Origin of the sequence: Xanthobacter autotrophicus ATCC 700552, assembly GCF_043194565.1 — a bacterium.
GTDB lineage: Bacteria > Pseudomonadota > Alphaproteobacteria > Rhizobiales > Xanthobacteraceae > Xanthobacter > Xanthobacter autotrophicus_F.
The window spans coordinates 239,708-254,876 of the sequence record NZ_JBAFVS010000004.1; the positions used below are offsets into that span (position 1 = coordinate 239,708).

Consider the following 15,169-nt stretch of genomic DNA (forward strand, 5'->3'; position numbering starts at 1 on the left):
GAGTAGTGAGTTAAGGAAACGCTCGTCGAAACGCTGATCGCCTGCGCACCGCCGCGGCGGCTAGTCCCGGGACCTTTCATGACCCTACATGTTCGCCCTACCGAACCAAAGAAGCTCATTTCCGGCGCCACCGGCGACTGGGAGGTGGTGATCGGCCTGGAGGTGCATGCCCAGGTGGCCACCAATGCCAAGCTGTTCTCCGGCGCTTCCACCGCCTTCGGCGGGCCGCCCAATGACCATGTGTCGCTGGTGGACGCGGCCATGCCCGGCATGCTGCCGGTCATCAACAAGGAGTGCGTGGCCCAGGCGGTGCGCACCGGCCTCGGCCTGAAGGCGCAGATCAACCTCACCTCGGTGTTCGACCGGAAGAATTATTTCTATCCGGACCTGCCCCAGGGCTACCAGATCAGCCAGTACCTGCAGCCCGTGGTGGGCGAGGGCGAGGTGATCGTGGACCTGCCCGACGGCGAGAGCATCCCGGTGGGCATCGAGCGGCTGCACCTGGAGCAGGACGCCGGCAAGTCCATCCACGACCTGTCGCCCACCCAGTCCTTCGTGGACCTCAACCGCTCCGGCGTGGCGCTGATGGAGATCGTCTCCCGCCCCGACCTGCGCTCGGCGGAGGAGGCGAAGGCCTATGTGACCAAGCTGCGCACCATCCTGCGCTATCTCGGCACCTGCGACGGCGACATGGAGAAGGGCAACCTGCGGGCGGACGTGAACGTCTCCGTGCGCCGCCCCGGCGCGCCCTTCGGCACCCGCTGCGAGATCAAGAACGTCAATTCCATCCGCTTCATCGGCCAGGCCATCGAGGTGGAGGCCCGCCGCCAGATCGAGATCCTGGAGGATGGCGGCTCCATCTCCCAGGAGACGCGCCTGTTTGACCCCACCAAGGGCGAGACGCGTTCCATGCGCTCGAAGGAAGAGGCGCACGACTATCGCTACTTCCCCGATCCGGACCTGCTGCCGCTGGTGCTGAAGCCCGAGTGGGTGGAGGACCTCAAGTCCCACCTGCCCGAACTGCCGGACGAGAAGAAGGCCCGCTTCATCGCCGCCTACGGCCTCAGCCCCTATGACGCCGGCGTGCTCGTGGCGGAGCGCGAAACCGCCGCCTATTTCGAAGAGGTGGCGGAAGGCGGCGGCGTCAAGCGCGACGGCAAGGCGGTGGCGAACTTCGTCATCAACGAGCTGTTCGGCCGCCTGAACAAGGAGGGGAAGGATGTCACCTCCTCCCCGGTCAGCCCGCACCAGATCGGCAGCATCCTCGACCTGATCGCGGAGGGCACCATCTCGTCCAAGATCGCCAAGGACCTGTTCGAGATCATCTTCACCGAGGGCGGCGACCCGCGCGTCGTGGTGGAAGCCCGCGGCATGAAGCAGGTGACGGATCTCGGCGCCATCGAGCAAGTGGTGGACGAGATCATCGCCAAGAACCCGGACAAGGTGGCCCAGGTCCTGGCCAAGCCCACCATGCTGGGCTGGTTCGTGGGCCAGGCCATGAAGGCCTCCGGCGGCAAGGCCAATCCGCAGGCCCTCAACGACATCCTGAAGGCGAAGCTGGGGATCTGAGCGGGTCCGAAGCGCCTTTCTAGACAGACGCAAGGCCCGGCCGCGCGCCGGGCCTTGTCGTTTGGTGGTGTCTCAGCTCGAAAGCGACTGTGAGGGACGGGAATGGAGGGACGGACGGTCGTTCTATTCCGGGTCCCGTTCAGATGGCCGGGGCCTGCCCCCTCCCCAGCCCTCCCCCGCACGCGGGAGAGGGGGAAACCGCCCCGGCCTCATTCCGCCGCGCGGGCCAGCGGCCGCTCGATCTCCCGCACCAGGCTTTCGCGGGAGATGTCGCCGATGGCGCGGGCGCCGGTGAGGGTCATGGCCACCCGCATCTCCTTGGCGATGATGTCGAGCAGGTTCTCTACCCCCGCGCCGCCGGCCGCCGCCAGCGCATAGGCGAAGGCCCGGCCGAGCAGCACGCCGTCGGCGCCCTGCGCCAGCATGCGCACCACGTCCAGCCCCGAGCGGATGCCGGAATCGGCCAGAAGCGTCATCTCGCCCTTCACCGCATCGGCGATGGCCGGCATGGCGCGGGAGGAAGAGAGCACGCCGTCGAGCTGGCGCCCGCCGTGGTTCGACACGATGATGCCGTCGGCGCCGAAGCGCACCGCGTCGCGGGCGTCCTCCGGATCAAGGATGCCCTTGATGACCATGGGACCCTTCCAGAATTCGCGGATCCATTCCAGGTCCTTCCAGCCGATGGACGGATCGAAATTGGCGCCGAGCCAGCCGATATAGTCTTCGAGGCTGGTTTTCTGCTTGCGATAGGTAGAGATGTTGCCGAGATCGTGCGGGGTACCCATGAGGCCCACGTCATAGGCCCAGAACGGGTGCAGGACCGCCTGCACCATGCGCCGGAACGCGGCATTGGGGCCGGACATGCCCGAATGGGCATCGCGATAGCGCGCGCCGGGCACCGGCATGTCGACGGTGAAGACCAGGGTGCGGATGCCCGCCGCCCACGCCCGCTCCAGCGCGTTCTGCATGAAGCCGCGGTCCTTCAGCACGTAGAGCTGGAACCAGATGGGCTTGCCGACCTGGCTCTGCACTTCCTCGATGGGGCAGACCGAGACGGTGGAGAGGGTGAAGGGAATGCCCTTCTTGGTGGCCGCCTGCGCCGCCTGCACTTCGCCGCGCCGCGCCAACATGCCGGCGAGGCCCACGGGCGCGAGGGCCACGGGCATGGCGAGGGGCTGGTCGAACAGGGTGGTGGAGAGATCCACCTCGCCCACGCTCTTCAGCACGCGCTGGCGCAGGGCGAGGTCGGACAGGTCCTCCACGTTCCGGCGCAGGGTCGCCTCGGCATAGGCGCCGCCGTCGACATAGTGGAACAGGAAGGGCGGCAGGCGGCGCCGGGCGGCTTCCCGGTAGTCGGAGGACGACGAGATGATCATGATCTGGCTTCCTTCTGTATCGCCGCCCGGGAAAGGGCGCGCACCGAGCGTCGCTCGCGCGCCGCGGCGTCTTCGATGAGCCGCAGGCTGTCCTCCACGAAATCGAGATGCCGGCGGGCGGCATCGCGCGCGTCGTCGGCGCGGCCTTCCACGATCGCCTGGAAGATCAGGCGATGCTGGTCTTCCAGCGCGTGGGCCGTGCGCGGCAGGCGGTAGAGCTTTTCGAGGCTGGCGGAAATGGAGTGCTGCAACAGCTCGAACAGGCCGGCCATCACCTGGCGCAGCACCGCATTGTGGGAGGCCTGCGCCACCGCCATGTGGAAGGCGGCGTCGGCCTGGGCCTGGGTCGCCGCGTCCGCGCCTTCGGCCTTGCGGATGTGCTCGAAGGCGGCGGTGAGCCGCGCCCGGTCCTCATCGCCGGCGCGCAGGGCGGCGCAATAGGCGGTGTCGCCATCCAGCGACTTGCGGATCTCCATGACATCCTGCCAGTAGCCCGGCTCCATGCGGGCGAGCGACGACAGCGGGGAGAGGGCCTTGTCCAGGGACGACGGAGCGAGCGGCGCGGCCACGAAAGTGCCGCCGCCCTGGCGCGCCGTGAGGATGCCGCGGCTGGCCAGCTGCTGGATGGCCTCGCGCAGCCGGGAGCGCGACACGCCGAAATCCGCCGCGAGCTTGCGTTCCGACGGCAGGCGCGCGCCGGCCTCAAGCCCGCCGTCGGCGATCAACGCCTCGATTTCGTCCGACAACTTGCGCACCCGCCCCTCCCAGCCGGTAGGATCGGCACCTGTGGTGCCACCTTGTCGCGCGGTCGCCATGAGAATTGGTCAGACCAATTTCCGGCGAACTCCGCGCGATGGCTCGCGAATTTCGTCAGATATAGCAAGCGCGGCATAAGTCAACGGCAGAGGTGGTCCGACCATTTTATGGCGATCATGGCCGCGTCAGCCCCGGCCCGCTCTGCCCGAAGGCGGATGATTGCGACATCTTCTTCGCCACCGGACGGATCGAGTTGGTGAACAATCGCGGCGAGAGGGTTCACGTGCAGGAGGCGGATGGAACGCCCAGGCGCGACGACCATGGTCGTTTCATCGTGGCGCATGACCTCTTCAACCCGCACCGCCGCGCTGGGCGCTTCGCCCATCCGGCAGATGCGGATCGCCTCCACGAAAGGAACCTGAGCCATGAAGAACGACATTCAGGAAAGCCGCATGATCACGCTGGCCGCGCCCGCAGGCGGTCTCGCCTCCGGCGCGGGCGTCGTGATCGGCAATCTGTTCGGCATCGCCGCGCGCACCGTGCTCGTCGGCGAGCAAGTCGCGATCAGCACCGAGGGCGTCTACGAACTGCCAAAGCTCGCCAGCGCCGTGATCGCGGCCGGCGCGCGCGTCTCCGGGACGATACCGCCAAGCAGATCAACGTGCCGGCGACGGGTTCTCTTTCCGGTCGGAACCGCAATCGAGGCGGCGGGCAATGGCATCGCGACGGTTCGCGTTCGGCTGGATGGTGTTTCCACGGCGGCGGCGTGATCAGAGGCGAAAGGCGAGAACGAGCCCTATTCGCCCTCCAGCTCTTCGTCTCGCCAATACGCATAGTTGAAGACGGCATCGAGTTCGCTCAGATTGGCCAATCCAAGCCTCTGGCGAATGGTGTTCGCCTGGCTACAAAACTCCGCATAGAGCGAACCAGGGACACTGTTTCTGCTGGGCCGATCGGGGAAACCCGTGAGCCCGGCCAGTTTCATCCCTGCCACGGAGTTCTGATTCATCACGGCGAACTTGTCGTTGTCGTAGGTATGAAGAAGCTCGGTCAGCACGTTGGGGCCTATGCCGGACGCTTGATCGGCTAACACGCGGAGCTGATCGAGTGTTTCCGCGATAGGCTTGCCGTCCGACACCTGCGCAATTTTTACGATTTGCTGAAAGACCTCCGGGGTCTCGGCAATTCGCGTCTTTCCGCGATGCAAACCGCCCGAGTGCCAAAGACCGCTGACAAGGGGACTGTAGAGCTTGAGGAATGAGTTGCTGGTTAAGGGCCGCGCATCTGCGATCTTCGACAGGACACCCCTCGCGCTTAACCGGCTTGCCTCACGACCACCAACCCGCCTGGAGAACTCTGAATCTGCGCCTCCATCTTTCATTTCGCGTAAGATTTCGCGCAGCGCCTCAAGACCCGGCTCCGCCATCTCAAGGGAACGCTTGATGCGCTTCTCAGCCAGGCGATGAAGGACGTGATAGGCGTCGTATCGCGTTCGATAGGCTGCCAACATCGACCTTGTCAGCTGAACCACGTCCTCCCCGCTCACCAGGTCCTCCAGATATGCAGACACACGTTGTTCGCGCTTGAAATCTAGGAGGGCAGATACCTCGTAGTTTTGGGAAAGGCCTCCCTGCGTGAGATTGGCCGATCCGATTACCACCGAGGTATGGTCTCCGTGGTCAAACCGGTAGATTTTAGGGTGAAAGGTGCAGGAATCTTGCGTTGCGCCAACCAGGACGTCGATGCCGTATTTCTCCCTGAGGGACAGAAGACGGTCCAATACTCTCGGCTCGCTCTGACAGAAATCCAACCCCACCATGAACCGCGCGGTCATCCCATTCTCCAGGCGATCGACTATCGCCTTCTGAATGGCCTCGAAGCCGGACCACTTCGCGAATGCGACCACGCAGTCAAAGTTCTTTGTGGTCTTTAGCAGCCGTTTAATGAGCCGTCCGTGATCCTGACGCTCTTCGTTCAAGACTATAGAACTTGCTCTAACCACTGGCCCGCCCCTTCCTCAACCGCAATATTTCATGGGGTAAGTCATGAAGCTACCGGCAAGGCGAACAGCGCGATGATTGCCGTTTTGCGCCAATCACCGCCACCGATTTTGTTGACTCGGCACGCCGGAGCAGCGGAGCCTAAAACGAAAACGCCCGCCATCTCATTGAGATAACGGGCGATTTGGTTGCGGGGGTAGGATTTGAACCTACGACCTTCAGGTTATGAGCCTGACGAGCTACCGGGCTGCTCCACCCCGCGTCAAAGTCGAGCCGGCGAACCGCCTGTCGACGAGGCGTATGTAGCAACCCCTGTTCCCGATTGAAAGGGCTGGAGGGGAAAAAATGCCCACGAGCGTACCGCCCTGTGGACGGCGCCTCGTCTACCGGCCGCGCCGAACCCTCGCCACCCCTTGTGGCCCATGGAGAAATGCCCAGGATGGGCGGCCAACGAAAGGTGGGGGACGGCCGATGGGAATTTCCGACATCGATGCGCTGCGCGCGATCCTCGCGGCAAGCCCCCGGCCCCAGACCCTCGCCGAGCGGCGCGAGCGGATGGAACAGGTCACCGCCATCGACCCCATCGATCCCGATATCATCGTCACCCCGGTGGACGCGGGCGGCGTGCCCGGCGAGTGGTCGCTGGCGCCGGGGGCGGACCCGACGCGGGTGCTGCTGTTCCTGCACGGCGGCGGCTACTCCTCCGGCTCGCTGAAGAGCCATCGCACCATGGTGACCGGGGCGGGCCGGGCCGCGGGCAGCCGCACCCTCGCCATCGCCTACCGCCTGGCGCCCGAGCATCCCTTTCCCGCCGCGCTGGACGATGCGGAGGCGTCCTACGGCTTCCTGCTGGCGCAAGGCTATGCGCCCCGCAGCATTGCGGTCGGCGGCGACAGCGCGGGGGGCGGGCTCACGCTGGCCCTGTTCCAGCGGCTGCGGGCGAAGGGCATGGACCTGCCGGCGTGCGGCTGGCTGGTCTCGCCCTGGGTCGACCTCGACATGACGGGGGCGAGCATCGATACGAAGGATGCGGTGGACCCGCTCATCCACCGGGCCTATCTGGAAATGCTGGCGCAGGCTTATCTTGCCGGCGGCGGGCGCCGGGCGGACCCCCTGGTCAGCCCGCTTCATGCCGATCTGTCGGGCCTGCCGCCCATCCTCATCCAGGTGGGGTCGGCGGAAACCCTGCTGGACGACGCGGTGCGCATGGCCGGGCGGCTCGGCGCCTGCGATGGGTCGGTGCGGCTCTCCATCTATCCGCACATGATCCACGCCTGGCCCATCTGGTACCACCGCCTCGCCGAGGGGCGCCGGGCACTGGCCGAGGCCGGTGCCTTTCTGGGCGAACAGCTCGGCGGCTGAGGGCTCAGTCGCCCTCGTTCTCGCCCTCATGGTCGCCTTGGGGCGGGACCGGGGCCGGCGGGGTCTTGCGTTTGGTCGCCTTGCGCGTCTTGTGGATGGCGGCTTCGGCGATGCGGATGGTCTTGCGGGCGTCCCGGCCGGCGCGGCCTTCCTCCAGCGCGGTGATGGCGCCGTGCAGGGTGGCCAGATCCTGCCGCGTCAGGCCGATGCGATGGAAGATGTTGCGCAGGTTGCGGATGGTGGAGGGCGCCTTTTCCGGCGAGCGGAAAAATCCCGATTGCTCCAGCGCCCCCTCCAGGTGATCGAAAAAGGCGAGGAGGTCGCCCTTGTCCGCCAGCGGCGAGCGGTCCGGCGGGGCGAAGGGCAGGGCGCCCCCGGTTTCCGCCTTGAACCACTCGTAGCCGGCCACCGCCACGCACATGGCCAGGTTGAGCGAGGCGAAGGCGGGATTGACCGGAAGGGTGAGGATGGCGTCGCAGAGCGAAACCTCCTCCGTATAGAGGCCGGTGCGCTCACGGCCGAAGACGAGGGCTACGTCCTCCCCCCCGGCCAGGCGGGAGCGGGCCTCCTGCGCCACCGCGTCGGCGCCGAGCACGGGCTTGGCCATGCCGCGCTCGCGGGCGGTGGCGGCGAAGGCATAATTGACGCCCGCAAGGGCCGAGCGCAGGTCGGGATAGAGCACGGCGTCGGCGAGGATGCGGTCGGCCCCGGCCGAAAAGATGCGGGCCGGCTCGCTGGGCCAGCCCTCGCGCGGGTTCACGATGCGCAGGCGTGAGAGGCCGAAATTGCCCATGGCCCGCGCGGCCGAGCCGATATTCTGGCCCAGTTGCGGCTCCACCAGGATCACCACTGGCCCGCCGGCCACCCAGGGCTTCGTGCTGTCGGTACCGGAACCCGGCATGTTGTCTCCCGTTTCGCGCTGTCTCGCACAGGGTGGGCGGACAAGTCGAGGGGTGAGGTCGAAAGGTATGGTGCGGCGTGGGAAATCATCTCACACCAAAGCCGGGGTTTGCGGCTGTTGCACTGCGCCACGCCAGTGCTATAGCGGCGTCGCTGAAGGATTGCCGGCATCAAGCGCAGGCGGCCCTTCTCCGCTTTCCCTGTGGCTCACAGAGCAGTCCTGAAAGGCCGTCCCATGGCGAAGATCAAGGTGGCAAATCCGGTCGTCGAACTCGACGGCGATGAGATGACCCGGATCATCTGGCAGTACATCAAGGACAAGCTGATCCACCCCTATCTCGACATCGACCTGGAATATTACGACCTTTCGGTCGAGAATCGGGACGCTACCAGCGACAAGGTCACGGTCGACGCGGCCAATGCCATCAAGAAGCATGGCGTGGGCGTGAAGTGCGCCACCATCACCCCGGACGAGGCCCGCGTCGAGGAATTCAAGCTCAAGGAAATGTGGAAGTCGCCCAACGGCACCATCCGCAACATCCTGGGCGGCGTGATCTTCCGCGAGCCCATCATCTGCAAGAACGTGCCGCGCCTGGTGCCGGGCTGGACCCAGCCCATCGTGGTGGGCCGTCATGCCTTCGGCGACCAGTATCGCGCCACCGATTTCAAGGTGCCGGGCAAGGGCACGCTGACCATCTCCTTCGTGGGCGAGGACGGCACCAAGATCGAGAAGGAAGTCTACAAGTATCCGGGCGCCGGCGTGGCCATGGCCATGTACAATATCGACGAGTCGATCCGCGAGTTCGCCCGCGCCTCGCTCAATTACGGCCTGATCCGGAACTACCCGGTCTATCTCTCCACCAAGAACACCATCCTGAAGGCCTATGACGGGCGCTTCAAGGATATCTTCCAGGAAGTGTTCGACGCGGAGTTCAAGGACGAGTTCGCCAAGCGCGGCATCACCTACGAGCACCGCCTGATCGACGACATGGTGGCCTCGGCCCTCAAGTGGTCCGGCGGCTATGTGTGGGCCTGCAAGAACTATGACGGCGACGTGCAGTCCGACATCGTGGCCCAGGGCTTCGGCTCGCTCGGCCTCATGACCTCCGTGCTGATGACGCCCGACGGCCTGACCGTGGAGGCCGAGGCCGCCCACGGCACCGTCACCCGTCATTATCGCGAGCACCAGAAGGGCAAGGAGACCTCCACCAACTCCATCGCCTCCATCTTCGCCTGGACCCGCGGGCTCACCCACCGCGCCAAGCTGGACGGCAACGACGAGCTGGCCAAGTTCTCCGCGACCCTCGAGAAGGTGTGCGTGGACACGGTGGAAGAAGGCTACATGACGAAGGACCTCGCGCTCCTCGTCGGCGCCGACCAGAAGTGGCTCTCCACCACCGGCTTCCTCGACAAGATCTCCGAGAACCTCACCAAAGCCATGGCGGCGTGAGATTGGCGGCCTGAGGTAAGGGAGGGGGCGGCATCGCCCTCGTTCGACTGTTCCGGAAGGGGCCGCATCGCGGCCCCTTTCTTTTTGCGCGCAAGGCTGACGGGCGGTCGTAATTCAGTTTGAAAGTGGGCGCTGTCGGCCCCCTCTCCCGCTTGCGGGGGAGGGCTGGGGAGGGGGCAGGGGCGGCAGGGAGGAACACCGGCGGCGGGACGGCGGAGAGAGCCTGCCCCCTCCCTGGCCTCCCCCGCCCGAACTCGGCTTCAGCCGAGTTCGGTTCCCACTGCTCCCAGTCGAAGTCACGGACTTTCAAACAGGGACGTCGCCCGACGGTTCGGCTCTTTGACCGCTGCGCGGGCTCGCCCGCGCTTCTGGCAAAGGGCCCTCACACCGTCGGGTCCGGCTCCCGGTCCCGTGCGGCGGCCACAAGGCGGCTCATCACGGCGGGATGGCGCAGCGCCAGCATGTGAAGCTCGTTCTCCTCGATGGCCAGGATCTTGGACTTGGCCACCGCGCGGACCGGCAGCGGGTTCGCCTTGGTGTGGCCGGGCAGGAGGCCGAACACGTCGCCGGGGCCGAGCGAGCGCGTGCCCTCCTCGCCCTCCATCTCCAGGCGGCCTTGCAGCACCACGAACAGGTGGGCGGCGCTCTCGCCCCGCCGCACCACATGGTGGCCCCGGTCGAAGCTGCGGGAATTGAGCAGGGGCAGGATGTCCCCCAGCACCGGCGCGTCCAGGTCCGAGAACGGCGGCAGGCGGGAGATCATGGAGAAGGTGACCACGAAATTGTGCTTGGCGATCACCTCGGAGAATGAGCTGGCGATGATGGCGATGGGCAGCGCCAGCATGACCAGGCCCGACACCATGGTGATGGCGCCGACCACGCGCCCCAGGTTGCTCACCGGCACCACGTCGCCATAGCCCACCGTGGTGAGGGTGGTGATGGCCCACCACATGGCCTCGGGAATGGAGCCGAACTTGTCCGGCTGCACGTCGCGCTCGATGAGATACATGGCGGTGGCCGCCATCAGCACGCCCGCCCACAGGATGATGAAGCAGGACAACAGCGCGTAGCGCTCGCGCCGGATCGCCAGATAGAGCGCGTTGAAGCCCGAGGAATAGCGCGCGAGCTTGAGGAAGCGCACCAGCCGGAGCACCAGCAGCGCGTGCGCGTCGAACGCGGTCACGAGCGAGACGAACCACGGCAGGATGGCGGCAAGATCGATCAGCGCCGGCACCGTCACCCCATAGCGCACCCGCGCCACGAGGGGCGGGAGCCGCCGGCGCAGCGGGTGTTCCGGTGCCACCCACAGGCGCACGGCGTATTCCACGCTGAAGATGATGAGGGCGGCGAACTCGCCCCAGTGGAACCACCATTTGTCCCGCAGCTGCAACGACGGCACGGTGGCGAGAACGGCGCCTCCGACCGAGAGCAGCACGGTGACGATGAGAAAATAGTGGACCGCATCGGCGATGTGGTCGCCGGGCAGGTCCCGCTCCAGAACGTCGAAGATGCGGCGGCGCAGCCTGCGCAGGCGCGGCTTGAACTCACCCATACGCTCAGATCCCTTCCGCGCCGGTGCGCCGCTCGATGTCGTCGCGGATGCGCGCCCGCGTGCGGTCGGTGCGGTCGGCCACGACCTCGTCGGGAAGTCCGAGGGCGGACAGCAACTGGGCCATGAGTTGGAGGCTGGCTTCCGCCGCCTCCGGAATGACGCCGGCCACCCCGAGGGCGGCAAGGCGGCGGGCATGCTCGGCATCCTTGGCGCGGGCGATCACGGCCGTACCGGGCCAGTGCTGGCGCACCGCCGCCACCATGCGCTCGGCGGCGTTGGGCGCGTCGAGGGTGGCCACGAAGGCGAGGGCGCGCTCCGCCCCCAGCCGGTCGAGGATTTCCGCCCGCCCGGCATCGCCGAAGAACACCGGGCGTCCCGCCGCCCGCGCCGTTGCGACACGCCGGGGGTCGGCATCCACCGCCACATAGGGCACGCCCTCCTCGTCCAGCGCGTCGGCGATGGTGCGGCCCACGCGGCCGAACCCGCCGATGATCACATGGCCGGTGGCGGTGCTGGCCACCGGCGCAAGGGCGTCGTGCAGCCGGGCATCCAGCGTGCGCCCGAGCCGCGCCGCGATGCGGGCCAGCACCGGGGTCGCCGCAAGGCTGAGGCTGACCACGGCGACGAGGGTGGCGGCATCCTGCGCGCCCAGCACGCCCTTGGCGGCGAGCAGCCCCAGCACCACGAAGGCGAACTCTCCGGTCTGGGACAGCAGCAGGGCGGCCTCGGCGGCGGCGGGCGGGCTCACGCGCAGCAGCCGGGCCGCCCCATAGGTGCATGCGGCCTTCACCGCGATCAGCCCGCCGACGCCCGCCACCACCCACAGGGCGCGCGGCAGCACCGATCCGAAATCAAGGCTCATGCCCACGGTGACGAAGAACACGCCCACCAGCAGGCCCTTGAACGGCTCCAGATCCACCTCGATCTGGTGGCGATAGGCGGTTTCCGACAGCGCCATGCCGGCGAGGAAGGCGCCGAGCGCGCTCGACAGCCCGGCCGCATGGGTCACCGCCGCCGAGCCCACCACCACCACCAGGGTGATGGCCATGATCAGCTCCCGCGAGCGGGTGGAGGCGGCCACCGCCACCAGCGGCGCCAGCACGAACCGTCCGGCCACCAGGATGAGCGCCACCGCGCCCGTGGCCTTGGCCAGCGCCACGGCCGCCAGCGTCAGGACATCGGTGGCCGGCCCGCCCAGCAGCTCGGCCGCAAGCAGGATGGGCACCACCATCAGGTCCTGGAACAGCAGCACGGCGATGACCAGCTGGCCCAGCGGCGCCAGGGAGCGATGCTGCTCGATGAGCAATTGGCTGACCAGGGCCGTGGACGACAAGGCCAGCGCGAAGCCCAACACCAGTGCCACCTCCGGCCCCGGCGCCGCCACCAGCGTCAATGCGAGGGCCAGGGGGACGCCGCAGAACAGCACCTGCAGGGCGCCGACGCCGAACACCTCGCGCCGCAGCTTCCACAGGCGGGGAGCCGAGAATTCAAGCCCCAGCAGGAACAACAGGAACACCACGCCCAGTTCGCCGAAGGGGGCGGCGCGCTCGGGGCTGGAAATGGTGATGAAGCGCACCAGGGGCAGGCTGTCCGCCAGCCGGCCGAGGCCGTGGGGGCCGATGAGCGCGCCAGCGGCGATGAAGCCCACCACCGCACCGATTCGGGCGCGGTGAAACAGCGGAACGAGGATTCCGGCGGCGAGGAGATAGACGAACGCGTCCTTGAGGAAGGCGTCACTCACCTTCTTGTCCCTCGCCCGGCATCCTGTGTTCCCGCTTCACCCGGCCGTGCTGCGACCTTCGATGGCTGCGGGAGATGACCACGCGGAGCGACCGGCGCCAAGCGCCAAGAACGCGCACCGGGCGGGTGGAGCCTTGGTTTGAAAGCCAGCTGCTTCGACCGCGCACGGTGCGAACCCTCTCCCACTTGCGGGGGAGGGCAGGGTGGGGGAGGGCAGTATGGGTGCAACAGGCGTTGTGATTTGGCGCCGCCGGCGCCTTTGAGCGCGACCCGCCCCCTCCCCCGCCCTCCGCCGCAAGCGGGAGAGGGAGCGACGGCGCTTTTCACACGGAGCACCGGCCCCGCGGCCAAATCCACCACGTCGGACCGGGTGCCCGGCCGCCCCCTCCCGCTCAGGCCGAAGGCGCGAGCCGGGCCAGGGCGTCGGCGGCGAGCGTGCGCGTCAGCTCGGCCGCCGGCAGGCGGGGGGCGAGACGGGCCGCCTGACCGGCCCAGAGGTTGGTGAAATCGTCCCGGCCCTCGGCTTCCGCCGCCGCCCGCAGCGGGGCGAGGGCGCCGCCGGCAAGGGGAAAGGCCGGGGAATCGCCGGAGAGGGGGCCCACCTCCCGCATCACCCGGTTCACGATGCCGCGCGCCGGGCGGCCGGTGAACAGGTTGGTGAGGGCGGTGCTGTCGTCCCCCGCGGCCTCCAGCGCGGCGCGATGGACGGCGGGGAGCTTTGCTTCCGGGCAGAACAGGAAGGCGGTGCCCACCTGCACCGCCGACGCGCCCAGGGCGAGGGCGGCGACGATGCCCCGCCCGTCGGCGATGCCGCCGGCGGCGATCACCGGCACGCCCACCGCGTCCACCACCTGCGGCACCAGGGCGAAGGTGCCCACCTGCCGGCCCATGTCGCCCGCCATGTCGCCCGCGACATCGTCGCCGAGGAAGGTGGCGCGATGGCCGCCCGCTTCCAGCCCCATGGCGATGATGGCGTCGCAGTCGCGCGCGTCCAGCCATCGGGCCTCGGCCACGGTGGTGGCGCAGGAGATTACCTTCGCCCCCGTCGCCTTCACCCGTGCGAGCAGGGCGGGATCGGGCAGGCCGAAATGGAAGCTCACCACCTCCGGCCGCATCTCCTCCACCAGGGTGCAGAGGGTGGCGTCGAACGGCGCGCGGCCGCCGGCCGGCGGCGTCGCCTGCGGGTCGAGGCCCCGTTCCACATAATAGGGCGCGAGCCGGGTCCGCCACCGCATCATGCGCACCGGGTCGGACGCGGGCGGGGCGTGGCAGAAGAAATTGACGTTGAGCGGCCGGCCGGGAAGGGCGGCGCGCACCTCCGCGATGGCCGCGCGCAGCTCGTCCGGCTGGTACATGGCGCCGGCCAGGGAGGCCAGGCCGCCCGCCGCGCCCACCGCAATGGCGAGCTTCGGCGTGCCCGCGCCCGCCATGGGTCCCAGCAGGATGGGATGACCGATGCCGAACAGATCGAGGATGCGGCGGTCGGGCCAGGACGCCGCCTGCGCGGTGGATTCCGGCGGGTGGGTCGCTTGGGTCATGGGCAGGCCTCCTTCGCTCTTTCAGCCATTATGGCGCGCGCCATCTTCATTGAAATTGAAACTATCTGATATTATCGTTCACTTATAATGATGGATATCCGCGACATCCAGTTCCTCCAGGCAGTGGCCGAGACCGGCAGCGTCACCCGCGCGGCGGAGCGGCTCGGGTGCGTGCAGTCCAATGTCACCGCGCGCCTCAAAAAGCTGGAGGAGCGCCTGGGCCAGAAGCTGGTGGCGCGCATGGACGGGCGCATGGTGCCCACCGCCGCCGGCAGCCTCGCCCTCGACTATGGCGCGCGCATCGTCAGCCTCTCCACCGAGGTGGAAAAGCGCCTCAAGGCCTCGGCGCAGGACTGGCCGCCTTTGCGCCTCGGCACCATGGAGACCACCGCCGCCGTCCGCCTGCCGCCGGTGCTAAAGCGCATCCGCGCCACCCTCTCCCCCCTGCGCCTGACGCTGAAGACCGGCACCAGCGGCGAGCTGATGGCGGGCCTGCGGCGCGGCGCCTTCGACCTCGTCTTCGTCGCCGAGGATGTGGCGGACGATCGCTTCGCCTCCGCGCCGCTGTGGAGCGAGCGGCTGGTGGAGGTGGTGCCCAAGGTGCTGGCCAATGGGGCGGAGCCGGAAAGCGCGGCCATCGTGTTCCGCGAAGGCTGCTGCTACCGCGAGCGCTGCCGCGCCGTGCTGGGCGACCTGCCCATGCTGGAACTCGGCACCCTGGACGGCATCATCGGCTGTGTCGCGGCCGGCCTGGGCCGCACCCTGCTGCCGGAAGCGGCGGTGGAACGCTGGCGTGCTCTGGGCGAGATCGAGACGCGTCCTGTTCCCGGGCCGGACGTGCGCACCCTGGCGGTGTGGCACGCCGCCAGCCCGTCCTTGCGCTCCATTGATGCCGTGGTGGCGCTCGCCGCCAGCTGAGGCGGCTC

General features: G+C 68.0%; 13 protein-coding genes and 1 tRNA gene. 5 read left to right on the plus strand and 9 right to left on the minus strand.

Annotated features, from left to right (window positions below):
- Positions 1 to 78: 78 nt before the first annotated feature.
- Complete coding sequence (gene gatB, locus V5F48_RS06340) at positions 79 to 1,569, plus strand: Asp-tRNA(Asn)/Glu-tRNA(Gln) amidotransferase subunit GatB (protein ID WP_394258008.1); 1,491 nt, start codon at positions 79 to 81, stop codon at positions 1,567 to 1,569.
- 209 nt (positions 1,570 to 1,778) lie between these two features.
- Here gatB and lldD read toward each other — a convergent pair whose 3' ends face one another.
- The 3 genes from lldD to V5F48_RS06355 form a co-directional block, all read right to left on the minus strand.
- Entirely contained in the window at positions 1,779 to 2,945 is a 1,167-nt protein-coding gene (gene lldD / locus V5F48_RS06345; protein WP_394258009.1) for an FMN-dependent L-lactate dehydrogenase LldD, read from the minus strand.
- Positions 2,942 to 3,700: an FCD domain-containing protein gene (locus V5F48_RS06350; RefSeq protein WP_394258010.1), complete on the minus strand. Its 759-nt coding sequence runs from the start codon at positions 3,698 to 3,700 to the stop codon at positions 2,942 to 2,944. The genes lldD and V5F48_RS06350 overlap by 4 nt, the downstream gene beginning before the upstream one ends.
- A gap of 140 nt (positions 3,701 to 3,840) precedes the next feature.
- Positions 3,841 to 4,140, minus strand: coding sequence for a hypothetical protein (locus V5F48_RS06355; protein ID WP_394258011.1), 300 nt, complete (start codon positions 4,138 to 4,140; stop codon positions 3,841 to 3,843).
- Between V5F48_RS06355 and V5F48_RS06360 the strand changes: the two genes are divergently transcribed.
- Complete coding sequence (locus tag V5F48_RS06360; RefSeq protein WP_394258012.1) at positions 4,127 to 4,471, plus strand: DUF2190 family protein; 345 nt, start codon at positions 4,127 to 4,129, stop codon at positions 4,469 to 4,471. The two genes, V5F48_RS06355 and V5F48_RS06360, sit on opposite strands and share 14 nt — an antisense overlap.
- 26 nt (positions 4,472 to 4,497) lie before the next feature.
- Here the strand turns inward: V5F48_RS06360 and V5F48_RS06365 are convergent, their stop codons facing one another.
- Complete coding sequence (locus V5F48_RS06365) at positions 4,498 to 5,679, minus strand: phospholipase D-like domain-containing protein (RefSeq protein ID WP_394258013.1); 1,182 nt, start codon at positions 5,677 to 5,679, stop codon at positions 4,498 to 4,500.
- A 207-nt stretch (positions 5,680 to 5,886) separates the two neighbouring features.
- A tRNA-Met gene (locus V5F48_RS06370) sits at positions 5,887 to 5,963 on the minus strand.
- A gap of 209 nt (positions 5,964 to 6,172) precedes the next feature.
- On the opposite strand from V5F48_RS06370, the gene V5F48_RS06375 reads away from it, so the two are divergent.
- Positions 6,173 to 7,063: an alpha/beta hydrolase gene (locus V5F48_RS06375; protein WP_394258014.1), complete on the plus strand. Its 891-nt coding sequence runs from the start codon at positions 6,173 to 6,175 to the stop codon at positions 7,061 to 7,063.
- Between the two features lie 4 nt (positions 7,064 to 7,067).
- Here the strand turns inward: V5F48_RS06375 and V5F48_RS06380 are convergent, their stop codons facing one another.
- A complete protein-coding gene (locus tag V5F48_RS06380) occupies positions 7,068 to 7,964 on the minus strand; it encodes an RNA methyltransferase (RefSeq protein WP_394258015.1) in 897 nt (298 codons plus the stop codon).
- Positions 7,965 to 8,198: 234 nt separating this feature from the next.
- Here V5F48_RS06380 and V5F48_RS06385 point away from each other — a divergent pair, with 234 nt between their 5' ends.
- Positions 8,199 to 9,413 carry an NADP-dependent isocitrate dehydrogenase gene (locus V5F48_RS06385; protein ID WP_394111480.1) on the plus strand — a complete coding sequence of 405 codons (1,215 nt, stop codon included), beginning with the start codon at positions 8,199 to 8,201 and terminating at the stop codon, positions 9,411 to 9,413.
- Between the two features lie 382 nt (positions 9,414 to 9,795).
- Here the strand turns inward: V5F48_RS06385 and V5F48_RS06390 are convergent, their stop codons facing one another.
- The 3 genes from V5F48_RS06390 to V5F48_RS06400 form a co-directional block, all read right to left on the minus strand.
- Positions 9,796 to 10,965: a cyclic nucleotide-gated ion channel gene (locus tag V5F48_RS06390; RefSeq protein WP_394258016.1), complete on the minus strand. Its 1,170-nt coding sequence runs from the start codon at positions 10,963 to 10,965 to the stop codon at positions 9,796 to 9,798.
- Positions 10,966 to 10,969: 4 nt separating this feature from the next.
- Positions 10,970 to 12,706 carry a cation:proton antiporter domain-containing protein gene (locus tag V5F48_RS06395; RefSeq protein WP_394258017.1) on the minus strand — a complete coding sequence of 579 codons (1,737 nt, stop codon included), beginning with the start codon at positions 12,704 to 12,706 and terminating at the stop codon, positions 10,970 to 10,972.
- A 391-nt stretch (positions 12,707 to 13,097) separates the two neighbouring features.
- Positions 13,098 to 14,243 carry an NAD(P)H-dependent flavin oxidoreductase gene (locus V5F48_RS06400; protein WP_394258018.1) on the minus strand — a complete coding sequence of 382 codons (1,146 nt, stop codon included), beginning with the start codon at positions 14,241 to 14,243 and terminating at the stop codon, positions 13,098 to 13,100.
- An 87-nt stretch (positions 14,244 to 14,330) separates the two neighbouring features.
- Between V5F48_RS06400 and V5F48_RS06405 the strand changes: the two genes are divergently transcribed.
- Entirely contained in the window at positions 14,331 to 15,161 is an 831-nt protein-coding gene (locus V5F48_RS06405) for a LysR family transcriptional regulator (RefSeq protein ID WP_394258019.1), read from the plus strand.
- Positions 15,162 to 15,169 lie beyond the last annotated feature (8 nt).